General features: G+C 70.3%; 18 protein-coding genes and 1 riboswitch. Of the genes, 5 read left to right on the top strand and 13 right to left on the bottom strand.

What is annotated here, in order from left to right:
• Positions 1 to 38: 38 nt before the first annotated feature.
• The gene (locus N4G70_RS06105; RefSeq protein WP_261711407.1) at positions 39 to 854 is read left to right on the top strand and encodes a PhzF family phenazine biosynthesis protein; all 816 of its coding nucleotides are present in this window, start codon (positions 39 to 41) and stop codon (positions 852 to 854) included.
• A 130-nt stretch (positions 855 to 984) separates the two neighbouring features.
• On the opposite strand, the gene N4G70_RS06100 is transcribed toward N4G70_RS06105, so the two are convergent.
• A complete protein-coding gene (locus N4G70_RS06100) occupies positions 985 to 1,767 on the bottom strand; it encodes a CPBP family intramembrane glutamic endopeptidase (RefSeq protein WP_261711406.1) in 783 nt (260 codons plus the stop codon).
• A gap of 185 nt (positions 1,768 to 1,952) precedes the next feature.
• Between N4G70_RS06100 and N4G70_RS06095 the strand changes: the two genes are divergently transcribed.
• Entirely contained in the window at positions 1,953 to 3,746 is a 1,794-nt protein-coding gene (locus tag N4G70_RS06095) for a substrate-binding and VWA domain-containing protein (protein ID WP_261711405.1), read from the top strand.
• Here N4G70_RS06095 and N4G70_RS06090 read toward each other — a convergent pair.
• Complete coding sequence (locus N4G70_RS06090; protein WP_261711404.1) at positions 3,743 to 5,263, bottom strand: glutamate--cysteine ligase; 1,521 nt, start codon at positions 5,261 to 5,263, stop codon at positions 3,743 to 3,745. The genes N4G70_RS06095 and N4G70_RS06090 overlap by 4 nt on opposite strands.
• Positions 5,264 to 5,752: 489 nt before the next feature.
• Here N4G70_RS06090 and N4G70_RS06085 point away from each other — a divergent pair, with 489 nt between their 5' ends.
• Entirely contained in the window at positions 5,753 to 6,340 is a 588-nt protein-coding gene (locus tag N4G70_RS06085; RefSeq protein WP_261711403.1) for a hypothetical protein, read from the top strand.
• 329 nt (positions 6,341 to 6,669) lie between these two features.
• On the top strand, positions 6,670 to 6,876 hold the full coding sequence (locus N4G70_RS06080; protein WP_053729707.1) for a DUF5999 family protein: 207 nt from the start codon (positions 6,670 to 6,672) through the stop codon (positions 6,874 to 6,876).
• Positions 6,877 to 6,991: 115 nt separating this feature from the next.
• On the opposite strand, the gene gcvP is transcribed toward N4G70_RS06080, so the two are convergent.
• Positions 6,992 to 9,877, bottom strand: a complete 2,886-nt coding sequence (gene gcvP, locus N4G70_RS06075) for an aminomethyl-transferring glycine dehydrogenase (protein ID WP_261711402.1) — start codon at positions 9,875 to 9,877, stop codon at positions 6,992 to 6,994.
• Positions 9,878 to 10,071: 194 nt separating this feature from the next.
• Positions 10,072 to 10,178: riboswitch (glycine riboswitch) on the bottom strand.
• Positions 10,179 to 10,313: 135 nt separating this feature from the next.
• Between gcvP and N4G70_RS06070 the strand changes: the two genes are divergently transcribed.
• Positions 10,314 to 10,691, top strand: a complete 378-nt coding sequence (locus tag N4G70_RS06070; RefSeq protein WP_261711401.1) for a PRC-barrel domain-containing protein — start codon at positions 10,314 to 10,316, stop codon at positions 10,689 to 10,691.
• On the opposite strand, the gene N4G70_RS06065 is transcribed toward N4G70_RS06070, so the two are convergent.
• The 10 genes from N4G70_RS06065 to N4G70_RS06020 all read right to left on the bottom strand — a co-directional run bounded on the left by N4G70_RS06065 (position 10,607) and on the right by N4G70_RS06020 (position 21,256).
• Complete coding sequence (locus tag N4G70_RS06065; protein ID WP_399034350.1) at positions 10,607 to 12,682, bottom strand: DNA polymerase IV; 2,076 nt, start codon at positions 12,680 to 12,682, stop codon at positions 10,607 to 10,609. The two genes, N4G70_RS06070 and N4G70_RS06065, sit on opposite strands and share 85 nt — an antisense overlap.
• Positions 12,683 to 12,739: 57 nt before the next feature.
• Positions 12,740 to 13,327: a MerR family transcriptional regulator gene (locus tag N4G70_RS06060; RefSeq protein WP_261712052.1), complete on the bottom strand. Its 588-nt coding sequence runs from the start codon at positions 13,325 to 13,327 to the stop codon at positions 12,740 to 12,742.
• 224 nt (positions 13,328 to 13,551) lie between these two features.
• A complete protein-coding gene (locus tag N4G70_RS06055) occupies positions 13,552 to 14,025 on the bottom strand; it encodes a bifunctional nuclease family protein (RefSeq protein ID WP_006123076.1) in 474 nt (157 codons plus the stop codon).
• Positions 14,026 to 14,078: 53 nt separating this feature from the next.
• Positions 14,079 to 14,822: a MerR family transcriptional regulator gene (locus N4G70_RS06050; protein ID WP_261711400.1), complete on the bottom strand. Its 744-nt coding sequence runs from the start codon at positions 14,820 to 14,822 to the stop codon at positions 14,079 to 14,081.
• A gap of 20 nt (positions 14,823 to 14,842) precedes the next feature.
• A complete protein-coding gene (locus tag N4G70_RS06045) occupies positions 14,843 to 15,787 on the bottom strand; it encodes an FHA domain-containing protein (RefSeq protein ID WP_261712051.1) in 945 nt (314 codons plus the stop codon).
• 82 nt (positions 15,788 to 15,869) lie between these two features.
• A complete protein-coding gene (locus N4G70_RS06040) occupies positions 15,870 to 16,682 on the bottom strand; it encodes a DUF881 domain-containing protein (protein ID WP_261711399.1) in 813 nt (270 codons plus the stop codon).
• Positions 16,683 to 16,687: 5 nt separating this feature from the next.
• The gene (locus N4G70_RS06035) at positions 16,688 to 17,020 is read right to left on the bottom strand and encodes a small basic family protein (RefSeq protein ID WP_031069011.1); all 333 of its coding nucleotides are present in this window, start codon (positions 17,018 to 17,020) and stop codon (positions 16,688 to 16,690) included.
• Positions 17,017 to 17,949, bottom strand: a complete 933-nt coding sequence (locus tag N4G70_RS06030) for a DUF881 domain-containing protein (protein ID WP_261711398.1) — start codon at positions 17,947 to 17,949, stop codon at positions 17,017 to 17,019. The genes N4G70_RS06035 and N4G70_RS06030 overlap by 4 nt, the downstream gene beginning before the upstream one ends.
• Positions 17,950 to 18,037: 88 nt before the next feature.
• Positions 18,038 to 20,533, bottom strand: coding sequence for a mannose-1-phosphate guanyltransferase (locus N4G70_RS06025; protein WP_261711396.1), 2,496 nt, complete (start codon positions 20,531 to 20,533; stop codon positions 18,038 to 18,040).
• A gap of 114 nt (positions 20,534 to 20,647) precedes the next feature.
• Positions 20,648 to 21,256: a CDP-alcohol phosphatidyltransferase family protein gene (locus N4G70_RS06020; protein WP_189960694.1), complete on the bottom strand. Its 609-nt coding sequence runs from the start codon at positions 21,254 to 21,256 to the stop codon at positions 20,648 to 20,650.
• Positions 21,257 to 21,435 lie beyond the last annotated feature (179 nt).

Below are 21,435 nucleotides of genomic sequence, written 5' to 3'. Positions count from 1 at the left end.
CTTGGCCCCGGGGATTTCGCGTCCCGTACGGTGCCGCCATGCGTATCCGAATCGTCGACGCCTTCACCGACCGTCCCTTCGCCGGCAACCCGACCGGCGTCCTGCTGCTCGACGCCTTCCCTGCCGACGCCTGGCTCCAGGACGTCGCCCGCGAGGTCAACCACGCGGAGACCGCCTTCGCCCACCCCCTGCCGCCAGGCGGCGAGGCGGACTGGGCGCTGCGCTGGTTCACACCCGCCGCCGAGGTCGACATGTGCGGCCACGCCACCCTGGCCACCGCCCACGTGCTGCACACCACGGGCGCGGCGACCGGGACGGTACGGTTCGCCGCGCGCTGCGGCATCCTCACGGCGACCACCGCCGAGGACGGCACGATCACCCTGGACTTCCCCACCTCCGCCCTGCGGGAGGAGCCGGTCCCGGCGGCTCTTGCCGAGGCACTCGGTGCCCCGGTGGTCTCGGCCCACGGCACCTCCGCCCACATCGGCGACCTCCTGGTGGAGCTGCCCGACGAAGCGGCCGTACGCTCCCTGGCGCCCGACATCCGGGCACTGGGCCGGCACTCCGAGCGCGGCATCATCGCGACGGCCCCGGCCGCCGACCCGGCCCGCGGCTACGACTTCGTCTCGCGCTGCTTCTTCCCCAACGTCGGCATCGACGAGGACCCGGTGACGGGCAGCGCCCACACCGTCCTCGCCCCGTTCTGGTCGGCGCGCCTGGGCCGCACCGAACTCACCGGCCTCCAGGCCTCGGCCCGCTCCGGGTTCGTCCGCACCGAGCTGCGTGGTGAGCGCACCCTGCTCATCGGCCGGGCCGTGACCGTGATCGACGGCGAGCTGCTGACCACCCCCTGAGGGCAGGTCGCGTCGCATGGCCGCACCGCCCGGTCGAACGGCGCGTACGGGTAAGGGGCGTAGGCGATAGCCATACGCCCCTTACCCGTTCACGCCCACTCGACGGCTCACCCTGCACGCCCCCGGCCGCTCACATCGTCGGCAGCCAGCTCACCTTCCCGGCGAGCAGCGCGTACCCGACGAACGCGCCGATGTCGAGGAGCGCATGCGCCACGACGAGCGGCCCGACCCGCTGCCAGCGGCGGTAGAGCAGGACGAAGACCACGCCCATCACCATGTTGCCGACGAAGCCGCCGATGCCCTGGTAGAGGTGGTACGAGCCGCGCAGCACGGAACTCGCCACCAGCGCGGCCATCGGTGTCCACCCCAACTGGCCGAGCCTGCGCAGCAGATACCCGACGACGATCACTTCTTCGAGCACCGCGTTCTGCACCGCCGAGAGAACCAGCACCGGATACTTCCACCACACACCCGGCAGCGACTCGGGAACCACGGTCAGGTTGCCGCCCGCCGCCCGCGCCACCAGATAGAAGGCGAGCCCCACGCTGCCGATCCCGGCGGCGATCAGCACCCCGCGCCCCAGGTCCGACCAGGGCCGCCTCCGGTCCAGACCGAGCGTCCGCAGGCCGTCGGCCCGCTCGCGGAACAACAGGTGTGCCACGAGCGCGACCGGCACCAGGGCCGTCGCGATGCCGAAGAGCTGCCAGGCGAGATCGAGCCACGGCCGTCCAGGAGCGTGCGAAGCGTTGAGGTTCGCCGCCTGGTGCTTGAGCCCGCCCTCCTTGGTGAGTGATCCCACGAAGCTGATCAGCGCCGACACTCCGCTCGCACCGAGCGAGAGCGCCAGGACGAGCACCGTCTCGGACCGCAGGATTCGCGGTGAAGTACCCGCTTCGGGAAGAGAATCAGCCACGCGCTCGGCCTCCACCTGCACACCTGCCTCCAGTTGACGAATCCCGTTCCCTCCCCACGGCCGCCCCGCTAGGGTCTCGAAGGACATCACGAAGATCGCGCGCGACAGGCCGGGGGACGGGCGCCATTACGAGGGTGCGGGTCTCCCTTTTCCTTGTTCGGGATTCAAGGAGGGGCACCACCGCCATGGGACGTCACAGCTTGCCCGACGACGCCGCGACCGGGAGCACCGGGGCGGCCCGGGGCTCCGCCCGGCGGCGCACCGTCGCCCTCGCCACCGCGCTCGTCCTGGCCGTGGCCGGGGGCGCCGCCATCGCCGTACAGCGCGGGGCGCTCTCCTTCGGCCGCTCCTGCGCGTCCTCCGCCGTCCGTCTGGACCTGGTCGCCTCCCCCGATGTGGCGCCCGTGATCGAGGCCGTCGCCGACCGGGCCCGCAAGGAGCGGATCACCTCGGACGGCTCGTGCATGGACGTCCGGGTCACCGCTCGCGACTCCTATCAGGTGGCCGCGTCCTTCACCTCCCGCTCCAGACCCGACTTCGCGGTATGGATACCGGACGCCTCGATGTGGGTGGAGCGCGCCAAGGACGCGAGCGGCTCGGCCAATGTGGTCACCGCGGGCCATGTCGCCGACTCCCCCGTCGCGCTCGGCGCGCTGCCCGGCGCGGCTACGTCGCTCGGCTGGCCGCACAAGACGTACACCTGGGCCGAGTTGGCCCTGGCCACCGCCGAGGACGACAAGCTGGGCCTGGGCTCGGCGGACCCCGCCCACAGCGCGGCGGGCCTGCTCGCGCTGAGCTGCATCGGCAAGTCCGCGGCGGCTCGGGGCGCCGAGGGCGCCACCCAGGGCGCGGCTCTCGCCAAAGTGCTCTCGCAGCGCGTCGCCGACAGCGACGGCCACGTGGTCGACACGCTGGCCCGCGACAACTCCCCTGCCGACGGCGCCACTTCGCGCCACAGCGCGGCCGTGGTCCTGTCCGAGCAGGCGGCCTTCTCCTACAACGCCGCACACGGCGGCGGGAGTTCCGGCTCGGGGCTGCGGCTCTTCTACCCCAAGGACGGCGCGCCGCAGCTCGACTATCCGTACACCATGGTCCGCGAGGCGGGCATGAGCACCGACGAGAGCCGGGCGGCGATGCGCTTCCTGACGCTGCTCGGCGATCCCGGCTCCCAACACGCCCTGGCCGGGCGGGGGTTCCGCACACCGGGCCGGTCCGACGCCACCCAGGTCGCTGCGGCGGCCGGGGCCGGCGCACCCCAGCCGTACGCGAGCGCCACCGCCGACCCGCCCTCGAACCAGGAACTCCAGGACGCCCTCGGCATGTGGACGATCACCGTGCAGAGCGCTCGCCTGACCACGGTGGTGGACGCCTCCGGATCGATGGCGGCCGTGGTCCCGGGCTCGGGCGGGCGCTCCCGGATGGACGTCACCAAGGCCTCGCTGCTCCAGGCGCTGTCGCAGTTCACCGCCGAGGACGAGATCGGTCTGTGGGACTTCGCCACCCGGCTCGACGGCTCGCGCGACTACCGCCGCCTGGTGCCGACCGCCCGCCTGGGCGGCCCGGCGGCCGGCGGCCACACCCAGCGGTCCAGGCTGACGTCGGCGTTCGCCGCACTCCAGCCGGTGCCGCAGGGCGCGACCGGCCTGTTCGACACGACTCTGGCCGCCTACCAGGAGGCGACATCGACGTACGCGAGCGGCAAGTTCAACGCGGTCGTGCTGCTCACCGACGGCGCCAACGAGGACCCGGGCAGCATCTCCCGCGCCGACCTCGTCACCCAGCTGCAGAAGCTCGCCGACCCCTCGAAGCCGGTGGCCCTGATCGCCATCGCGGTCGGCCCGCAGGCCGACCAGGACGAGGTGCGGGAGATCGCCCGGGCGGCCGGCGGCGCCGGGTATCAGGTCAACGACCCGGCCGACATCCAGGCCGTGATCCTGAAGGCGATCGTGGCCCTGGGCCAGGCCCAGCACCGCGCCTAGCGCCGGCGCGCCTCAGGGCCGGGGAAGCCGGTCGGCCAGGTGTGCACGGGCTCGCCCTCCAGCATCAGCTCCCGGTAGCGCCGGGTGGTGGCCGCGAGCGCGGCCTCCCTGCCGAGTCCGGCGGCCAGCGCCCGGTGGTAGGTGTCGACCTGCCAGGACGCCCCGTTGACGCGACGCCGGCAGCGCTCCTCGATGATGCCGAGGTAATGGTCCCGGTCGGCCGCCTCGATGCCCCACGCGTCGAGCCCCGCGGCCGCCAGCGGCAGCAGCTCCTCACTGACGAGCTTGATGGCCGGCACCCGGGCGACACCGCCCCCGCGGCGCGGCACCGGCCACAGCAGCTCGGCCTCGATGCCGTAGCGGCATGCGGCGTCGAAGTTGGAAGCGGCCGACTCGAAGGGAAGCCGCGTCCACACCGGCCGCGACTCCTCCGCGAGGGCGCGCACCAGGCCGTAGTAGAAGGCCGCGTTGGCCAGGACGTCGGCGACGGTGGGCCCGGCCGGCAACACCCGGTTCTCCACCCGCAGATGAGGCACCCCGTCGGCGATCCCGTACACCGGCCGGTTCCACCGGTAGATCGTGCCGTTGTGCAGCACGAGCTCCTTCAGGCCCGGCACCCCGCCGTCCGCGATGACGCGCAGCGGATCCTCCTCGTCGCAGATGGGCAGCAGCGGCGGGAAGAACCGCAGGTTCTCCTCGAAGAGTTCATAGGCGGACGACACCCAGCGCTCCCCGAACCAGGTGCGCGGACGCACCCCTTGGGCGCGCAGCTCGGCCGGCCGGGTGTCGGTGGCCTGCTCGAACAGCGGCGGCCGGGACTCCCGCCACAGCTCACGCCCGAACAGGAAGGGCGCGTTGGCACCCACCGCGACCTGCACGGCCGTGACCGCCTGAGCCGCGTTCCACACCGCGGCGAACCGCCCCGGCGTCACCTGCAGATGCAACTGCACGGAGGTACAGGCGGCCTCGGGGGCGATCGACGCGGAGGTGCAGGAGAGCCGTTCCACCCCTTGGATGTCGAGGGTGAAATCCTCCCCACGGGCCGCCACAATTTGATCGTTGAGCAACTGGTAGCGGTCGACGTCGGAAAGGTTCCCGGGTACGAGATCGTTCTGCGTCAGCGTCGGCAGAATACCGATCATGACGATGCCGGCGTCGACCTCGGCCGCCTTGCGATCGGCATACCCGAGGGCAGTGCGCAGCTCCTCGGCGAGCTGATCGAATACCCGGCCTCCGAGCCGGTGCGGAGCGATGTTCACTTCCAGATTGAACATTCCGAGTTCGGTCTGGAAATCCCGGCTCGCGATGCGTTCGAGCACCGCGCCATTCATCATCCGCGGCATACCGTCGGGACCCGCGAGATTCAGTTCCAGCTCCAGCCCCATCATGTTCTTGGGACGGTCGAACCGCTTCTGGGCCAGCAGCTTCTCCAGCCCCTCCAGACACTGGTGCAGCTTGTCCCGGTAGCGGTGCCGATCGGACAGGTCGAATCCGCCTGCCACGACCTTCTCCCCCATCGATGGGTCCCTCCTCGAATGGGTGCCCGGTGGCGCCGGGCACTCCGTGTCATGGTCGATAATGCCCAGACTGACTGATCCATAACGCCTGCGCGGGAGGTGCTGATGGAGTAGCGTCGCCGACTACGGCCTCCGGCACATTCGGCGGGCATACGGCAACGTGCAGTTACCGCGTTCTCGGCAATGGTGAAAAACACCGACGAGAATCGGCCGACCCCCGCCGGGACAAATCTCCAGGTCGGCGCGGCGCGCACCATATTTCCCCCGGTAGGGCGCCCGCATGTAAGGGCCTGATACCGGCTTGCGGGCAAATACCGGGACGGCTAGACGAAACAACGCGTGAACACGTGTCGTATAAACTCCGCAAACGAGGCAGAGAGTTGGCGCCCCGGCCCTCCATCGTCGGCCCCCCTCTGACCCCGCACCGCAGACAGCGCCGTCCGCACCGCCCACGCATCACCGTGTCTCCGAAGTGAGAGGCGACCCACCATGCCGCTGCATGTCCCCCCGGCCCCCGCGCCCGCCCTGCGCAGCGTCCTCGCGGCACTCGGTTCCCCCACCGCCGTACGCGAGGCCCGCACCCCGGCCCTCCGCTCCGCCGAAGGTCCGCTCACCCCCGAACTCCCGCTCCCCCTGCACGTCCTGGACGGGATCACCCCGGGCGGCCGTACCCCCCGCACCCGCCTGGCCGGATGGCGCTTCCTGATCAGCGGCCCCGACCACCCGGTCGCCGCCGCGGACACCCGCCTCACTCCGGACGGCTGGGCCTTCTCGCACTTCTTCGAGGGCCCCTACATCGCCTCGACCCAGCGCGCCCTGCGCCAGGCCGAGCCGCTCGCCACCCACTACCAGCCCCGGCTGCTCTCGATCCCCGAGCTGTACATGCTCACCCTGTGGCTGCACGCGGACACGACCGCCGACGGCGGCTCGGGCAGCCCCGCGCCCCACGACCTCCTGGTGCCGCTGGCCCCCGCCCCGCCCGGCATCTGCGCCCACCGTCCGCTGCGGGTCAGCGAACTGCTGCCGGTCCTCACCCTGCGCCTGGCCGCCGCTCCCCTGCTCGGCCAGCCCGTCTGACCCCTCCGTCGGCGCCCGGCGAAAAAAGTGCCCCGCGACCAGTGTGGTCGCGGGGCCTGGTGTGTCTATGCTGCGTACGCGCGGCTCCGCCATACGGGCTAGTCCTGCCGGGCCACCCCGAACCACCCGAAAAGACAGGCCAGTTGAGCTGAACCGTCCGCACGGGTGACACGTCCTTAAGCAGTAGGAAGCGCTGCCGCGAAATCCCTGCGGATTGACTCCCGTGGGGCAACACTGGGAACGGACCGACCGACTGACTACGGGGGGCGGCCATGAACAACGCATCGAGCCGCAGCACACTCACCACGACGCAGCGAAAGAACGCATCCATGTGCCAGCACCAGCCAGCCTGCCCGACAGCCTTCTCCGCCGACCGGGAAGCCGCGAAGCCCGTGGCACACCACCCGGAGCAGGGCTGGAGCCTGCTGTGCAACGGTGTCCTGCTCTTCGAGGACACCGGTGAGCTGCTGCCGGACGGGCAGATCATCGCCCCGCACCGGTCGCTCACGGCGGAGCAGGTGGCGACCGCCGCCTAGCGCGGCTTCGTACGGACAGCGCTCGTAGGGACGCCTCCCCAGCGGAAGCGTCCCGTACGGACACATGAGGGCCGGCCCGGGGACAACCCCGAACCGGCCCTTACGCATGGGTGGGTCAGTGGTCGTACTCGTCCAGCGGCGGGCAGGAGCAGACCAGGTTGCGGTCGCCGAAGGCTCCGTCGATGCGGCGGACCGGCGGCCAGTACTTGTCGGCGGCCGACACCCCGGCCGGGAAGACGGCGTCCTCGCGGCTGTAGGCGTGGTTCCACTCGCCGCCGAGCGCCGCCGCGGTGTGCGGGGCGTTGGCGAGCGGGTTGTCGTCGGCGGGCCAGGCGCCGGAGGCGACCTTCTCGATCTCGCCGCGGATCGCGATCATCGTGTCGCAGAACCGGTCGATCTCGCCCAGGTCCTCGGACTCGGTGGGCTCGATCATCAGCGTGCCGGCCACCGGGAACGACATGGTCGGCGCGTGGAAGCCGTAGTCGATCAGGCGCTTGGCGATGTCGTCGACGCTGACGCCGGTCGCCTTGGACAGCGGGCGCAGGTCCACGATGCACTCGTGGGCGACGAGACCGGCCGGGCCCGTGTAGAGCACCGGGTAGTGCGGCTCCAGGCGCTTGGCGATGTAGTTGGCGGCGAGCACGGCGACCTGGGTCGCCCGCTTGAGCCCCTCGCCACCCATCAGACGGACGTACGCCCAGGAGATCGGCAGGATGCCGGCCGAGCCCCAGGGGGCCGCGGAGATCGGGCCGACGCCCGTCGCGGGACCGGCGGTCGGCTGGAGCGGGTGGTTCGGCAGGTACGGCGCGAGGTGGGCGCGCACACCGACCGGGCCGACGCCGGGGCCGCCGCCGCCGTGCGGGATGCAGAACGTCTTGTGCAGGTTGAGGTGCGAGACGTCGCCGCCGAACTTGCCCGGCTTGGCGAGGCCCACCAGCGCGTTGAGGTTGGCACCGTCGACGTACACCTGGCCGCCGGCCTCGTGGACCTGGGCGCAGATGTCGGCGACGTGCTCCTCGAACACACCGTGCGTGGACGGGTAGGTGATCATCAGCACCGAGAGCTCGTCGCGGTACTGCTCGATCTTGGCGCGCAGGTCGGCGGCGTCGACCTCGCCGTCGTCGGCGGTCTTGACGACGACGACCTTCATGCCGGCCATCACGGCGCTCGCGGCGTTGGTGCCGTGCGCGGAGGACGGGATGAGGCAGACGGTGCGCTGGGTGTCGCCGTTGGCGCGGTGGTAGGCGCGCACCGCGAGCAGGCCCGCGAGCTCGCCCTGGGAACCGGCGTTGGGCTGGATGGACACCGCGTCGTACCCGGTGACCTCGGCGAGCCGCTCCTCCAGCTCACGGATGAGCGTGAGGTAGCCGGCGGCCTGGTCGACCGGCGCGAAGGGGTGGATCTGCCCGAACTCGGGCCAGGTCACCGGCTCCATCTCGGTGGTCGCGTTCAGCTTCATCGTGCAGGAGCCGAGCGGGATCATGCCCCGGTCCAGCGCGTAGTCGCGGTCGGCGAGCTTGCGCAGGTAGCGCAGCATCGCGGTCTCGGAGCGGTGCTGGTGGAAGACCGGGTGGGTCAGGAAGTCGTCGGTGCGCAGCAGCGCGTCCGGCAGGGTGTCGGCGGCCGTCGCGTCCAGCGTCTCGATGTCGGCGTCGGCCCCGAACGCGGCCCAGACGGCGGCCAGTTGGGCCCGGTTGGTGGTCTCGTCACAGGCGATGGAGACGGTGTCGGCGTCGACGAGGTACAGGTTGACCCCGCCCTCGCGGGCGGCGGCCACGGCCTTGGCGGCGCTGCCCGGGACCCGCACGGTGAGCGTGTCGAAGTAGGCGCCGTGGACGACGTCGACCCCGGCGGCCTTGAGGCCCTCGGCGAGCAGGACGGCGTAGCGGTGGGTGCGCTGGGCGATCTGGCGCAGCCCGTCCGGACCGTGGTAGACGGCGTACATCCCGGCCATGACGGCGAGCAGCACCTGGGCGGTGCAGATGTTGCTGGTGGCTTTCTCGCGGCGGATGTGCTGCTCGCGGGTCTGGAGCGCCAGGCGGTAGGCCTTGTTGCCGTCGGCGTCGACGGAGACGCCGACGAGGCGGCCGGGCAGGCTGCGGGCGAACTTCTCCTGGACCGCCATGAACCCGGCGTGCGGGCCGCCGAAGCCCATCGGGACGCCGAAGCGCTGGGTGGTGCCGACGGCGATGTCCGCGCCGAGCGAGCCCGGCGAGGCGAGCAGGGTGAGGGCGAGGAGGTCGGCGGCGACGGTGACGATCGCGCCGAGCTCGTGGGCCGCGTCGATGACGGGCTTGATGTCACGGACCTGGCCGGAGGCGCCGGGGTACTGGAGCAGCACGCCGAAGACACCGCGCTCGGCGACCTCGGCCGGGATGCCGTCGCTCAGGTCGGCGACGACGACCTCGACGCCGGTCGGCTCGGCGCGGGTCTGGATCACGGCGATGGTCTGCGGCAGGGTGTCGGCGTCGACGAGGAAGACCCCGCCCTTGACCTTGCCCACGCGCCGGGACAGGGCGAGCGCCTCGGCGGCCGCGGTGCTCTCGTCGAGGAGCGAGGCGCCCGAGGTGGGCAGACCGGTGAGCTCGGCGACCATGGTCTGGAAGTTGAGCAGCGCCTCCAGGCGGCCCTGCGAGATCTCGGGCTGGTAGGGCGTGTACGCCGTGTACCAGGCCGGGTTCTCCATGACGTTGCGCAGGATCACCGGCGGCGTGAAGGTGCCGTAGTAACCCAGGCCGATCATGGGGGCGAGCACCTGGTTGCGGTCCGCGAGCTGTCGCAGCTCGGCGAGCACCTCGGCCTCGGTCCGCGCGTCGGGCAGGTTCAGTGCCCCGGCGCTCTTGATGACCTCGGGAACGGCGGCGGCGGTCAGCTCGTCGAGCGAGCCGTAGCCGACCTGGGCGAGCATCTTCGCCTGAGCCTCGGCATCGGGCCCGATGTGGCGCTGCTCGAAGGGGATGCCGCGCTCGAGCCGGCTGAGCGGAATGCGGTTGGCGGTCATGACGGAGGCCTCCTGGTCGCACGACCTGCGAGGGGTACCACGGCGCGGGTACCCGGACGGCCTCCCCCTCTGTCATCTCAACCTGAGAGCTTCACCGGGGCGCGCGGGGGCGCTCCGGTTTTCACCGTCGGTGAGGAAAGGTTCCGCCCGGGCCGAAGTGCCCGTGCTTCCCCCGTCCTGCTTTCCAGAGTGACCTCGTCCGTGCGGTCCGTGGGCCTGAGAGATTCCGGGGAGGAGTTGCTCCTTCGGCGTCCGCCGAGGACTCAGTGAGTACGTCGGAGGACTCTCCCGCACGGGGTCAGCAGCCGTTTGCCAGCCTACCAGCGCACTCCGAGCCGATTCTTTGTTCAACTGCTCAAGTGGCCAACACCCACGATGTGCCCTTTCGTAGTGCTTATGGAGCAGTTGTAACCGGTTGCGACCAGTTGGAGGGACCGTGCAGACCGATATCGATCCGCGCAGCCTGATCGGCCGCAAGGCATACGACCGCAATGGACACAAGATCGGAACGGTGGACGAGGTTTACCTCGACGACGCCACGGGCGCCCCGGAGTGGGCCGCCGTACGCACCGGACTGTTCAGCAGGGACGCCTTCGTCCCCCTGGAACCCAGCACCCTGGTCGACGAGACGCTGCGCGTCCCCTACGACCGCGCCCTGATCAAGGACGCGCCCGACTTCGGCGTGGGCCGCCATCTCTCCCCGGAACAGGAGCTCCAGCTCTACCACCACTACGGCCTGGACATCGCGGCCCCCGAACCCGGCCCACCGCCTTCCGACCGGGACTTCGGCCGACTCGCGGGCGGCGACATCTGACCCGGCGGGCGACCCGCGCCGACCGCCACCCCGGCGGCCTCCACCCCGCCCACCCCGACCGCCTGCGCCCCGTCCACCGCCACCGCCACCGCCATCCCGAGCGGCTGCGGGCCGCGCGCGGTCGATGCGTGTCCGTCCGCCCCGGGCGCGTCCGGGGCCGACGCCATCCCGTCCGCCATAGGTGCATCCTCGGCCAACGCTTCTCGGGCCGTCTGCGGGCCGCGCGCGGTCGCCGCCTGCCCGTCCGCCCCGGGCACGTCGGGGGCCGACGCCATCCCATCCATCATCGGTGCGTCCTCGGCCAACGCTTCCCGGGCCGTCTGCGGGCCGCGCGCGGTCGCCGCCTGCCCGTCCGCCCCGGGCACATCCCGGGCCGACGCCATCCCGTCCGCCATAGGTGCGTCCTCGGCCAACGCTTCCCGGGCCGTCTGCGGGCCGCGCGCGGTCGCCGCCTGCCCGTCCGCCTCGGGCACGTCCGCGGTCGACTCCCGTCCATCGGTCTCCGGCACATCCGCCGGTGACGCCATCCCGTCCGGCTTCGACCCGCCGGGGGTCGCCGCCTTCCCGTCCGCATCCCCGGCCCCCCGCACTCCGGTCTCTTCCTCGGCCGCTCCCGCCTCCGCGCCGGTCCGCTCCACCAGCGGCAGGGGTTCCGAGGGCTCCAGGCCGGGGTCGTCCACCTTGAAGGTCCGCACTCGCCCCGGCACCCGGGCCGTCGGCGTCTCGAAGCGCACCGTTACCCGCCCGACGCCGCTGCCCTGCACCCACCCCGCCCCGTACTCGACATGGCGCACGTCGTGCCCGGCCAGCCAGCGCCTCTGTGCCGGGGCTTCCACGGCCTCCGCCGGGATTCCCGCCTCCGCCGCCTCGACCACCCCGGTGGCCTCCTCGCTCTCCGGCTCCTGTGTGTCCCGCTCGCCCGCGGCCTGCGCGAACAGGTCCTCCTGCGTGTAGTCCGTGAGCCCGCTGACCCCGACGCCGAGCAGGCGCACGCCGCCCGTGGTGTCCACGGAGTCCAGCAACCGCGCCGCCGCCTCCCGGACCACGGCGGGGTCGTCGGTGGGGCCGCGCAGTGTCTCGGAGCGCGTCAGCGTCGAGAAGTCGTACCGCCGGACCTTGAGCACGATGGTGCGCCCCGAGTGCCCGGAGGCCCGCAGCCGCTGCACACACCGGTCGGCCAGGCGCCCCACCTCGCCGGTGATTCGGAGCCGGTCGTGCAGGTCCACGTCGAAGGTGTCCTCCACGGACACGGATTTGGCGTCCCGCTCGGCCACCACGGGCCGGTCGTCGTACCCGGACGCCATCCGGTAGAGCGAGGCCCCGTGCGACTTCCCGAGGAGCCGTACGAGCTCGTCCTCCCCCGCCTCGAAGAGGTCGGACACGGTGGTCATGCCGGCCCGCCGCAGATGTTCTCCGGTGGCCGGGCCGACACCGGGGAGGATGCGCACCGACATGGGGGCGAGGAGGCCGCGCTCGGTGCCGGGCTCCATGAGGACCAGACCGTCCGGCTTGGCCTGCTCGGAAGCGATCTTGGCCAGCATCTTGGACCCGGCGAGCCCGACGGACCCGCTCAGCCCGGTGACCGCTCTGATGTCCCTGCGCAGTCGCTCACCGGCTTCCCGCGCCGCCGCCGACCCGAAGGCCACCCCGCCGGCCTCCAGGTCCACGAAGGCCTCGTCCAGGCTCAGCGGCTCGACCAGCGGAGACAGCCGGCCAAGCAGCTCCATGACCTGCTCGCTGATGGTGCGGTAGAGCTGGAAGCGCGGCACCAGGTACGCCGCGTTCGGGCAGAGCCGCCGGGCCTGCGCCATGGGCATCGCCGAGCGGATCCCGAAACGTCTCGCCTCGTACGAGGCCGTCGAGACCACACCGCGTGGACCGAGACCGCCCACCACCACGGGTTTTCCGCGCAGGCTGGGCTTCGACGCCTGCTCTGCGGCGGCGAAGAAGGCATCCATGTCCAGATGCAGAATGGTCGGCGCGGCTCTCACATCTCCGATGCTGCCGTACGCCACTGACAATCGTCCCCGCGGGCCGCCGCCGCGGGGTCAGACCGCCCGGTTGCGCCGCCTGGCCAGCTCGTCGGCCGGGTTGTGCCCGACCAGGGTCTCGCCCGTGTCGACGCGCTCGCCGTGGAGCTGCGAAAGCGCCGCCTCGACGTCCCGCCACACCACGCCCACCGCGATCCCGAAGATCCCCTGACCGCCCTGGAGCAGGTCCACGACCTCGTCCGGCGAAGAGCACTCGTAGACGGTGGCGCCATCGCTCATCAGCGTCATCCGCTCCAGATCGCGAAAGCCGCGATCGCGCAGGTGCTGCACGGCGGCCCGGATGTTCTGAAGGGCCACACCGGTGTCGAGGAATCGCTTGACGATCTTCAGGACGACGACGTCCCGGAAGCTGTAGAGGCGCTGGGTGCCCGAGCCGTAGGCCGGGCGGACACTGGGCTCGACCAGACCGGTGCGCGCCCAGTAGTCGAGCTGGCGGTAGGTGATGCCCGCCGCCGCGCACGCGGTGGGCCCCCGATATCCGACCGTTTCGGTGCTCGGCTCGGACGTACCGCTGTGGAGCGGGTACGGCCCGCCCTCTCCCGAACCGAGTCCGGGAGCACCCCCTGCCGTACCGTCGCCGCTCATTCTCACGCCGACCCTCCGTCCTTGACCTGCCCACTCGACGGTAGGCAGTCACCAGGGGTGCGTCAACGATCGCCACACTCGGCACGCCGAGTGATAATCACCCTGAGAGTGGTTTCCCGTGTCTCTCTTGCGGGAAAGGCTACTCGAATGCGCCGAAACCCCTCCGGCGCACGCGCCGTGCGCGGCACCACTCGGACGGCCGCCGGATCACTCGTTTCCGGTGCTCACTGGCTGTTGGTACCGAAGTCCTCGGGCGAGATCTGGTCGAGGAACTCGCGGAACTTCTCCACTTCGTCCTCCTGCTCGTCCGGGATGGCGATTCCCGCGTCATCGAGGACACCGTCACTGCCGTAGATCGGCGTGCCGGTGCGCAGCGCCAGCGCTATGGCGTCGGACGGCCGGGCGCTCACCTCCACGCCACTGGCGAAGACCAGCTCCGCGTAGAAGACGCCTTCGCGCAGATCCGTGATGCGGACCTCGGTCAGTTCCTGGCCCACGGCCTCCAGCACGTCCTTGAAAAGGTCGTGCGTCAGCGGCCGCGCCGGCGCCATCCCCTGCTGGGCGAAGGCGATCGCGGTCGCCTCCCCCGGACCGATCCAGATAGGGAGGTACCTATCGCCTCCCACTTCACGCAGGAGCACGATCGGTTGGTTGGAGGGCATTTCCACCCGGACACCCACGACGTCGAGCTCGTTCACACAGCAACCCTAGGACGTGCTCGGCAGGTTTGGGTAGTCGGGCAGCCACAAGATCAGTGAAGCCGGACACCCAGGGCGGTCTGCACCAGTGCCGCGTGGAGGCGCACGGAGAGCGCCGCGAGCTCCTTCGTGGTGGCCTCCGCATGGGCCCTGGTCTGCGGATTACGGTGCAATCGCAGGGGCGCCACGACCTGCTCGATCAGCCCCGCCTCACGGTCCGCGGCTGCTTTCATGGCGCGCAGATGGCGGGGTTCCAGACCGAATCGCCCCAGATCCGCCACAAGGCGTGCCACATTCACCGACTCGGCGTCGAAACCGCCCTCGGGCCCGGGCGTGAGCAGACCGTAGGACTCCCACTCGGCCAGTTCCGCCTCGGTGACCTCGGCGGCCGCCATCAGCTCGGCGCGGCCCACCCGGGCTGCCGTGGGCCGTTCCCCGTCCGGTTCGCCCAGGCCGTCCAGCAGCTCCCGGGCGCCGCCCGGGGCCGGCAGAGAGGGCTGCTCACCGCGGTCCAGGGCGTCCAGGTGCTCACGGATGACCTTGAGCGGCAGATAGTGGTCCCGCTGCATCCGCAGCACCTGAGCCAGGCGCTCGACGTCCTCGGGGCTGAACTTGCGATACCCCGACGGCGTACGCCGGGGCTCCACCAGGCCCTCGGACTCCAGGAACCGGATCTTCGAGATCGTCACTTCGGGAAATTCGTCGCGCAGCTGGTTGAGCACCCCGCCGATGCTCATCAGCCGGCCGCCCGCGGCGGCGGTGCCCGATCCGGCACCGCCCGTCGGTGTCTGCAGCATGGACCTTCCCTGGCCTGGGCTCAGAGCGCGCGCTGGCTCGCGTAGAAGACCAGCCGGTACTTGCCGATCTGGACCTCGTCGCCGTTGTTCAGATCGACGGCGTCGATCCGCTCGCGGTTCACATACGTACCGTTGAGGCTGCCGACGTCGGAGACGGTGAACCGCCCGTCGGGGCCGCGCCGGAACTCCACGTGGCGGCGCGAGACCGTCACGTCGTCCAGGAAGATGTCGCTCTGCGGGTGACGGCCCGCCGTCGTCAGTTCGCCGTCCAGGAGGAAGCGGCTTCCCGAGTTCGGCCCGCGGCGCACCACCAGGAGCGCCGAGCCCAGCGGAAGGGCGTCGACCGCGGCCTGCGCCTCCGGGGAGAGCGACGGCAGTTGCGTCTGCCCGGTGACCTCGGCGTCGTACGCCTCGAGACCGGAGATCGAGATGGTCGAGGTGGTCTCCGAAGCCCGCTCCGGAACGACACCGGGCCGCAGCGGCGCGCCGCAGTTGGAACAGAAGCGGCTGGCTGCGGGATTGGTGTGCCCACACCTCGTACAGACCGGCATGCCCGACATCGACGGATCCTCCTGCCGCGGCGGCACCGCGTGGGCACTGGTGGCATACGGGTCGGAGGCAAACCCTCCACCCGTACTTGAGGTTGACGGTTCCCCGAAACCTATGCGTCCCGCGCCCGCCGGGTCAACAGACGACACGCCCGGAATGTCACCACCGGAACCGGCCACCTCATCGCGGAACAGCGGGCGGTCGCCGCCCTGCTCCTCCGGCTCTCCGGGGCGCTGAGCACGGTGCCTGGCGGCGCTGCCGCCGTCCTGGCGTGCGCTCTTGCCGAACAACTTCGCAAACAACTTCACGGGCGATTCCCCTTGACCGAAACAGACCCGCCCGTGGGGCAGGACGAACCCAGAACCAACACACCGGCCGAACCGGACACCCTCACAACGTCCGTATCCGCCAAACAGTTTCCACCACGCACCACTGTTACGGAGCGGCGACCCCCCGCAACCTCCTGTCGTTGTGCGCCAGGACGCATACCCGTCCTCATCAGTGCGAGGACGACTGAGCGTAGTCAGGCCGCTTCGCCACTCGCAAGGCGTTCACAACGATCTTCTCCGAGCGGACCACCGTGGCGGTGGCCTGCTCCTTCTCCAGAGTCTGCACCACTCCGCCGGGGATGTTCAGCGCCGGCTCGAGATCCTGCGGCTTGCCGATCACCTTGAAGACGTACGGCCCGCCGACCTTCTTGCCGTCGACCCCGATGCCACCGGTCTCGTCCGAGAAGTAGGTGTTGGCCACCACGCGCACATCGTTGATCTGGATCGCCTCCGCCCCGGCGGCGCGCAGTTCCTGCACCGTGTCGAGCACCTTGTCCGCCTCGACGGCGCCCTTGGGGTCGCTGATCGTCAACGTGATGCCGGGGCCCTGCGCCGCGACCGTGCCGGCCAGAATGCCGAGCTGCTGCTCCTTCTCCACGGTCTGCTTGCGCGCCTCCTCCGCCTGGTTGGAGCTGGTCTCCAGCTCGGTGCGCTGGCCCTCCAGACGCTGCTTCTCGTCCTCAAGACGCTTCGTACGCGAGTCGAGTTCATCCAGGATGCGCACCAGGTCCTCCTGGCGGGCGCCGCGCAGCGCGCTGTTGTCGCTGTTGGACCGGACCTGAATGGCCAGCCCGAGGCCGAGGACGAACAGCAGCAGCGCCACGATGAGCTGAGCCCGGCTGACCCGCGGCGGCCAGAGCCCCGCGGCGAGCCGCTGCCGACCCGTCAACTGCGGCTCCGCCCCCGTGGGTTCACCCGGTACCTCGGCGGACGGCCCCTGCTCGCCGTCACCCTGATCGGTGTATTTCTCCGCGTCACTCATCGGCGTCAGGCCCTGAAGACGTGCCGACGGATGGCGGCCGCGTTGGAGAAGATCCGGATGCCGAGCACCACGACCACGCCGGTCGACAGCTGCGCGCCGACACCCAACTTGTCGCCGAGGAACACGATCAGCGCCGCGACCACCACGTTCGACAGGAAGGAGACCACGAAGACCTTGTCGACGAAGATGCCGTCGAGCATGGCGCGAAGGCCGCCGAAGACCGCGTCAAGTGCCGCTACGACGGCGATCGGCAGATACGGCTCGACCACCGCGGGCACCTCGGGCCGGACGAAAAGCCCGACCACGACTCCCACGACGAGGCCAAGTACGGCGATCACGATGTGCCCTTCCCTGTGGCGGCCGCGCCCTTGCCGGCGCCCGTGGCCATTGGCTTTGCTGTACGCACGGTCAGGCTCGGCGCAGCCGGAAGGCGCACGTCGCCCTCGGCCGAAACGCTGGCCCTGATCCCGTAGTTCTGCTGGAGCACGTGCAGATACTGCCCGTCCGCGCTGTCCTGGAAGTCGGTGCTCAGCTTCTTGCCGTCACCGACCGCGAGGACCGTGTACGGCGGCACCAGGGGCCTGTTGTCGACCAGTATGGCGTCGCCGGCGGCCCTGATCGCCGAAAACGATGTCAGCCGCTGCCCGTTGATGGCGATCGCCTCCGCGCCGGACTGCCACAGCCCGTTGACGACGCGCTGCATGTCGCGGTCCCGGACCCGGCCGGTGTCCGCGAACGTCGTGCTCTCGCGCGGTCGGCTGCCGTCACCCGGGGCGGTCTCCTTGGCGTCGTCGACGACGAGTTTCACGCCCGGACCGTGCACTTCCGTCGCACCCGACAGCAGCGCCACCAATTCACCCTGGTCGCCGCCGTGCTTCTCCAGTGCCTTGCGCTGCCGGTCGCCGACCTCGGTGCGCAGGTCGTCCACGTCGTCCTCGAGCTTGTCGGCGGCCTTGGTCGCCGACTCGACCCTATTGATCAACTCCTGGCGCTCCTTGGCGACCACGGGAGCGGTGAAACGCGCCTGCGCGGCCCCCACCGTCACGACGAGAGCGGCGAGCACCAGTCCGGCCGCGAGGCCCAGTTTGGCCTTCAGCGTGCGCGGCATTCCGGCGCCGCCCTCGGCCTCACGCCGAGCGGTCGCCTCCGCGTACCCGTCGTCGAGCGCGTGGTCCATGACGTTGGTCAGCAGCGACATCGACGCGTCGGGACGCGGGGGCGGAGACGGTGTGCTCCGAACGGGGGGCTGCTGCGGCATGCCGCACATCGTCGCACGTCGGCGGCGCTACCACCGAATGGCCCCACCGATGTGCCGGGCCGGGCCCGAAGGCCCGGCCCGGCACACCCTCGGGACGTCAGTGACCCGCGCTGTCGACCACCGCGGCCCACTCGTCGAGCAGCGCCTGAGCCGACACGTCGTCCGGCCCCTCGGCCCACAGGTGGGTCACGGCCTCGGCCGGGTCGGGCAGCACCATCACCCAGCGGCCGTCGGCCTCGACGACGCGTACGCCGTCGGTGGTGTCCACGGACCGGCCTCCGGCGGCCTCGACGACCCGGCGCATCACCATGCCCTTGACCGCCCACGGCGTCGGAATGTCCCGCCGCAGCACATGTGCCTGCGGTATCCGCGCATCGATCTGACTCAGCGTCAGCTGCGTACGCGCCACCAGCCCGAGAAGCCGCACGAACGCGGCCGCACCGTCGAAGACACTGCTGAACTCGGGCACGATGAATCCGCCGCGCCCGTCTCCACCGAAGATCGTGGACTCCTCACGGCCGACCCTCGTCAGGTCGTCCGGCGAGGTCGTCGTCCACTCGACCTGGGTGCCGTGGTACGCGGCGACCTGCTCGGCGATCCGGGTCGTCGTGACGGGCAGCGCGACCCGCCCACTGCGCCGCTCGGCCGCCACCAGGTCCAGCATCACCAGCAGCGCCCGGTCGTCCTCGACGATCCGGCCCCGCTCGTCGACCAGCGAGAGCCGCTCACCGACGGGGTCGAACCGCACGCCGAACGCGGCTCGCGCCGAGGCGACGATCTCCCCGAGCCGCACGAGCCCGGCCCGCCGGCTCTCCGCCGTCTCCGTGGGCCTGGACTCGTCGAGACCGGGGTTGATAGTCAGGGCGTCCACCTTGAGCCGCCCGAGGAGACTCGGCAGCACCAGACCGGCGCTTCCGTTGGAGGCGTCGACGACGACCTTGAGGCCCGCCTCCGCGATCCCGGCGGTGTCGGCCTTGCGCAGCAGCGATCCGGTGTACGAGTCGAAGACGCTGGAGGGGAACTGGAGATCGCCGATCTCTCCGGGGAAGGCGCGTCGGTACTCCTGGCGCGCGTAGACCCGGTCGAGCTTGCGCTGGCCGGCCTGCGAGAGGTCCGCGCCCCGCTCGTCGAAGAACATGATGTCGACGGAGTCCGGCACTCCCGGCGAGGTCCGGATCATGATGCCGCCGGCACTGCCCCGCGCCGTCTGCTGGCGCGCGACGGGCAGCGGCACGTTCTCCAGATCCCGTACGTCTATGGCGCTGGCCTGGAGCGCCGAGATGACGGCCCGCTTGAGCGCCCGCGCACCACGCGAGTGGTCGCGCGCCGTGGTGACCGTCGACCCCTTCTTGAGCGTGGTGGCGTACGCCCCCGCGAGCCGTACGGCGAGTTCGGGTGTGATCTCGACATTGAGAATGCCGGAGACGCCCCGGGCTCCGAAGAGATGGGCCTGCCCTCTCGACTCCCAGATCACCGAGGTGTTGACGAACGCGCCGGCCTCGATGGTCTTGAAGGGATAGACCCTGACATTCCCCTGGACGATCGATTCCTCACCGACGAGGCACTCGTCCCCGATAACGGCGCCGTCCTCGATTCTGGCGGCCCGCATGATGTCCGTGTTCTTGCCGATCACACAGCCACGGAGATTGCTGTGCTGACCGATGTACACGTTGTCGTGGACGACGGCCTTGTGCAGGAACGCGCCGCTCTTCACCACCACATTGGATCCCACGACGGTGTGCTCACGGATTTCCACATCCGCTTCGACCTTCGCGTAGTCCCCGATGTAAAGGGGACCGCGGAGCACGGCATCGGGGTGGACCTCGGCGCCTTCGGCGACCCAGACTCCCGGGGAGATCTCGAATCCGTCGATGTCGACGTCGACCTTGCCCTCGAGCACGTCGGCCTGCGCCTTGACGTAGCTCTCGTGCGTGCCCACGTCCTCCCAGTAGCCCTCGGCGACATAGCCGTAGATCGGCTTGCCTTCCTTCATGAGCTGCGGGAAGACGTCACCGGACCAGTCGACGGACTTGTCGGCCTCGACATAGTCGAAGACCTCGGGCTCCATCACATAGATGCCCGTGTTCACGGTGTCGGAGAAGACCTGACCCCAGGTGGGCTTCTCAAGGAAGCGCTCGACCTTGCCCTCTTCATCGACAATGGTGATGCCGAATTCAAGAGGGTTGGGAACGCGTGTCAGGCACACCGTGACGAGTGCGCCCTTCTCCTTGTGGAAATTGATGAGATCGGTCAGGTCGAAGTCGGTGAGGGCGTCACCGGAGATGACCAGGAAGGCATCGTCCTTAAGAGCTTCCTCGGCGTTCTTGACGCTGCCCGCGGTGCCGAGGGGCTTCTCTTCGTTGGCATAGGTGAGCTCCATTCCGAGCTCTTCTCCGTCACCGAAGTAGTTCCGGACGAGTGACGCCAGGAACTGCACGGTGACGACGGTTTCATTGAGCCCATGCCGCTTGAGCAGCCGAAGCACATGCTCCATGATCGGCCGGTTGACCACCGGCAGGAGCGGCTTGGGCATGCTCGAGGTCATGGGGCGAAGGCGTGTGCCTTCGCCACCAGCCATAACGACGGCCTTCATGTCGGAAACGTCCTCCTCAAGAAGCGACGGTCTGGCCGACTTCGCCCGTACGGACGGGTCTCTGGCGTCATACGCGGCTACCCACTCATCACCAGGGGCCCACGATCGCCGGACTCAATCGGCCGCTACGTCCGCCTTCACCAGTCGGCGGACCTGAACCACATACAGGATTCCTGCCCACCAATACAGAGTTGTACCCCATCCGGCGAACGCCCATCCGAAAATCGCTGCGAGTGACGCCAGCCATCCGCTTCCGTCACTGAGCAGCAGCAGCGGGAAGGCGTACATCAGGTTGAACGTAGCGGCCTTACCCAGGAAGTTCACCTGGGGCGGCGGATAGCCGTGCCGGCGGAGGATTCCCACCATCACCAGAAGCATCAACTCACGGGCCACGAGGGCGGCGGTCAGCCAAATCGGCAGGATCTCCCGCCAGGTGAGGCCGACCAGCGTGGAAAGGATGTACAGCCGGTCGGCGGCCGGGTCGAGCAGGCGCCCCAGATTGCTGATCTGGTTCCACCGCCGGGCCAGCTTGCCGTCCAGGTAGTCACTGACACCGCTCAGCGCCAACACCAGCAGAGCCCAGCCGTCGCTGTTCGGACCACCGAAGACGGGTCGGAGAATCAGCCACAGGAAGAGCGGCACGCCCACGAGGCGCGCCATGCTGAGGATATTGGGGATGGTGAGCACCCGGTCCGTCTGAACGCGAGTCTCCTGGACCTCCACCCGGGGGCCTCCTGTGGGAAATGTGCCGACGATGCCCCCTGACCCTACCGTCAGCGCGGGCCAATGCCTGCACAGGGGGTACGGGCGCCCTACCGACGCCGCAAAGCGGACCATGAACGCGAAAAAGCCCCGCACCGTGACCGTATTTCTACGGTCTGGTGCGGGGCTTTCCCTAAAAA

It is taken from the genome of Streptomyces sp. ASQP_92 (genome assembly GCF_025399895.1).
GTDB lineage: Bacteria > Actinomycetota > Actinomycetes > Streptomycetales > Streptomycetaceae > Streptomyces.
This window is presented reverse-complemented; position numbering and strand designations above follow the sequence as displayed.

Coding starts and splice junctions, on each gene's coding strand:
- N4G70_RS06105 (WP_261711407.1), top strand. CDS start 39: ATGCGTATCCGAATCGTCGACGCCTTCACCGACCGTCCCTTCGCCGGC.
- N4G70_RS06095 (WP_261711405.1), top strand. CDS start 1,953: ATGGGACGTCACAGCTTGCCCGACGACGCCGCGACCGGGAGCACCGGG.
- N4G70_RS06090 (WP_261711404.1), bottom strand. CDS start 5,263: ATGGGGGAGAAGGTCGTGGCAGGCGGATTCGACCTGTCCGATCGGCAC.
- N4G70_RS06085 (WP_261711403.1), top strand. CDS start 5,753: ATGCCGCTGCATGTCCCCCCGGCCCCCGCGCCCGCCCTGCGCAGCGTC.
- N4G70_RS06080 (WP_053729707.1), top strand. CDS start 6,670: ATGTGCCAGCACCAGCCAGCCTGCCCGACAGCCTTCTCCGCCGACCGG.
- gcvP (WP_261711402.1), bottom strand. CDS start 9,877: ATGACCGCCAACCGCATTCCGCTCAGCCGGCTCGAGCGCGGCATCCCC.
- N4G70_RS06060 (WP_261712052.1), bottom strand. CDS start 13,327: ATGAGCGGCGACGGTACGGCAGGGGGTGCTCCCGGACTCGGTTCGGGA.
- N4G70_RS06050 (WP_261711400.1), bottom strand. CDS start 14,822: ATGCTGCAGACACCGACGGGCGGTGCCGGATCGGGCACCGCCGCCGCG.
- N4G70_RS06040 (WP_261711399.1), bottom strand. CDS start 16,682: ATGAGTGACGCGGAGAAATACACCGATCAGGGTGACGGCGAGCAGGGG.
- N4G70_RS06030 (WP_261711398.1), bottom strand. CDS start 17,949: ATGTGCGGCATGCCGCAGCAGCCCCCCGTTCGGAGCACACCGTCTCCG.
- N4G70_RS06025 (WP_261711396.1), bottom strand. CDS start 20,533: ATGAAGGCCGTCGTTATGGCTGGTGGCGAAGGCACACGCCTTCGCCCC.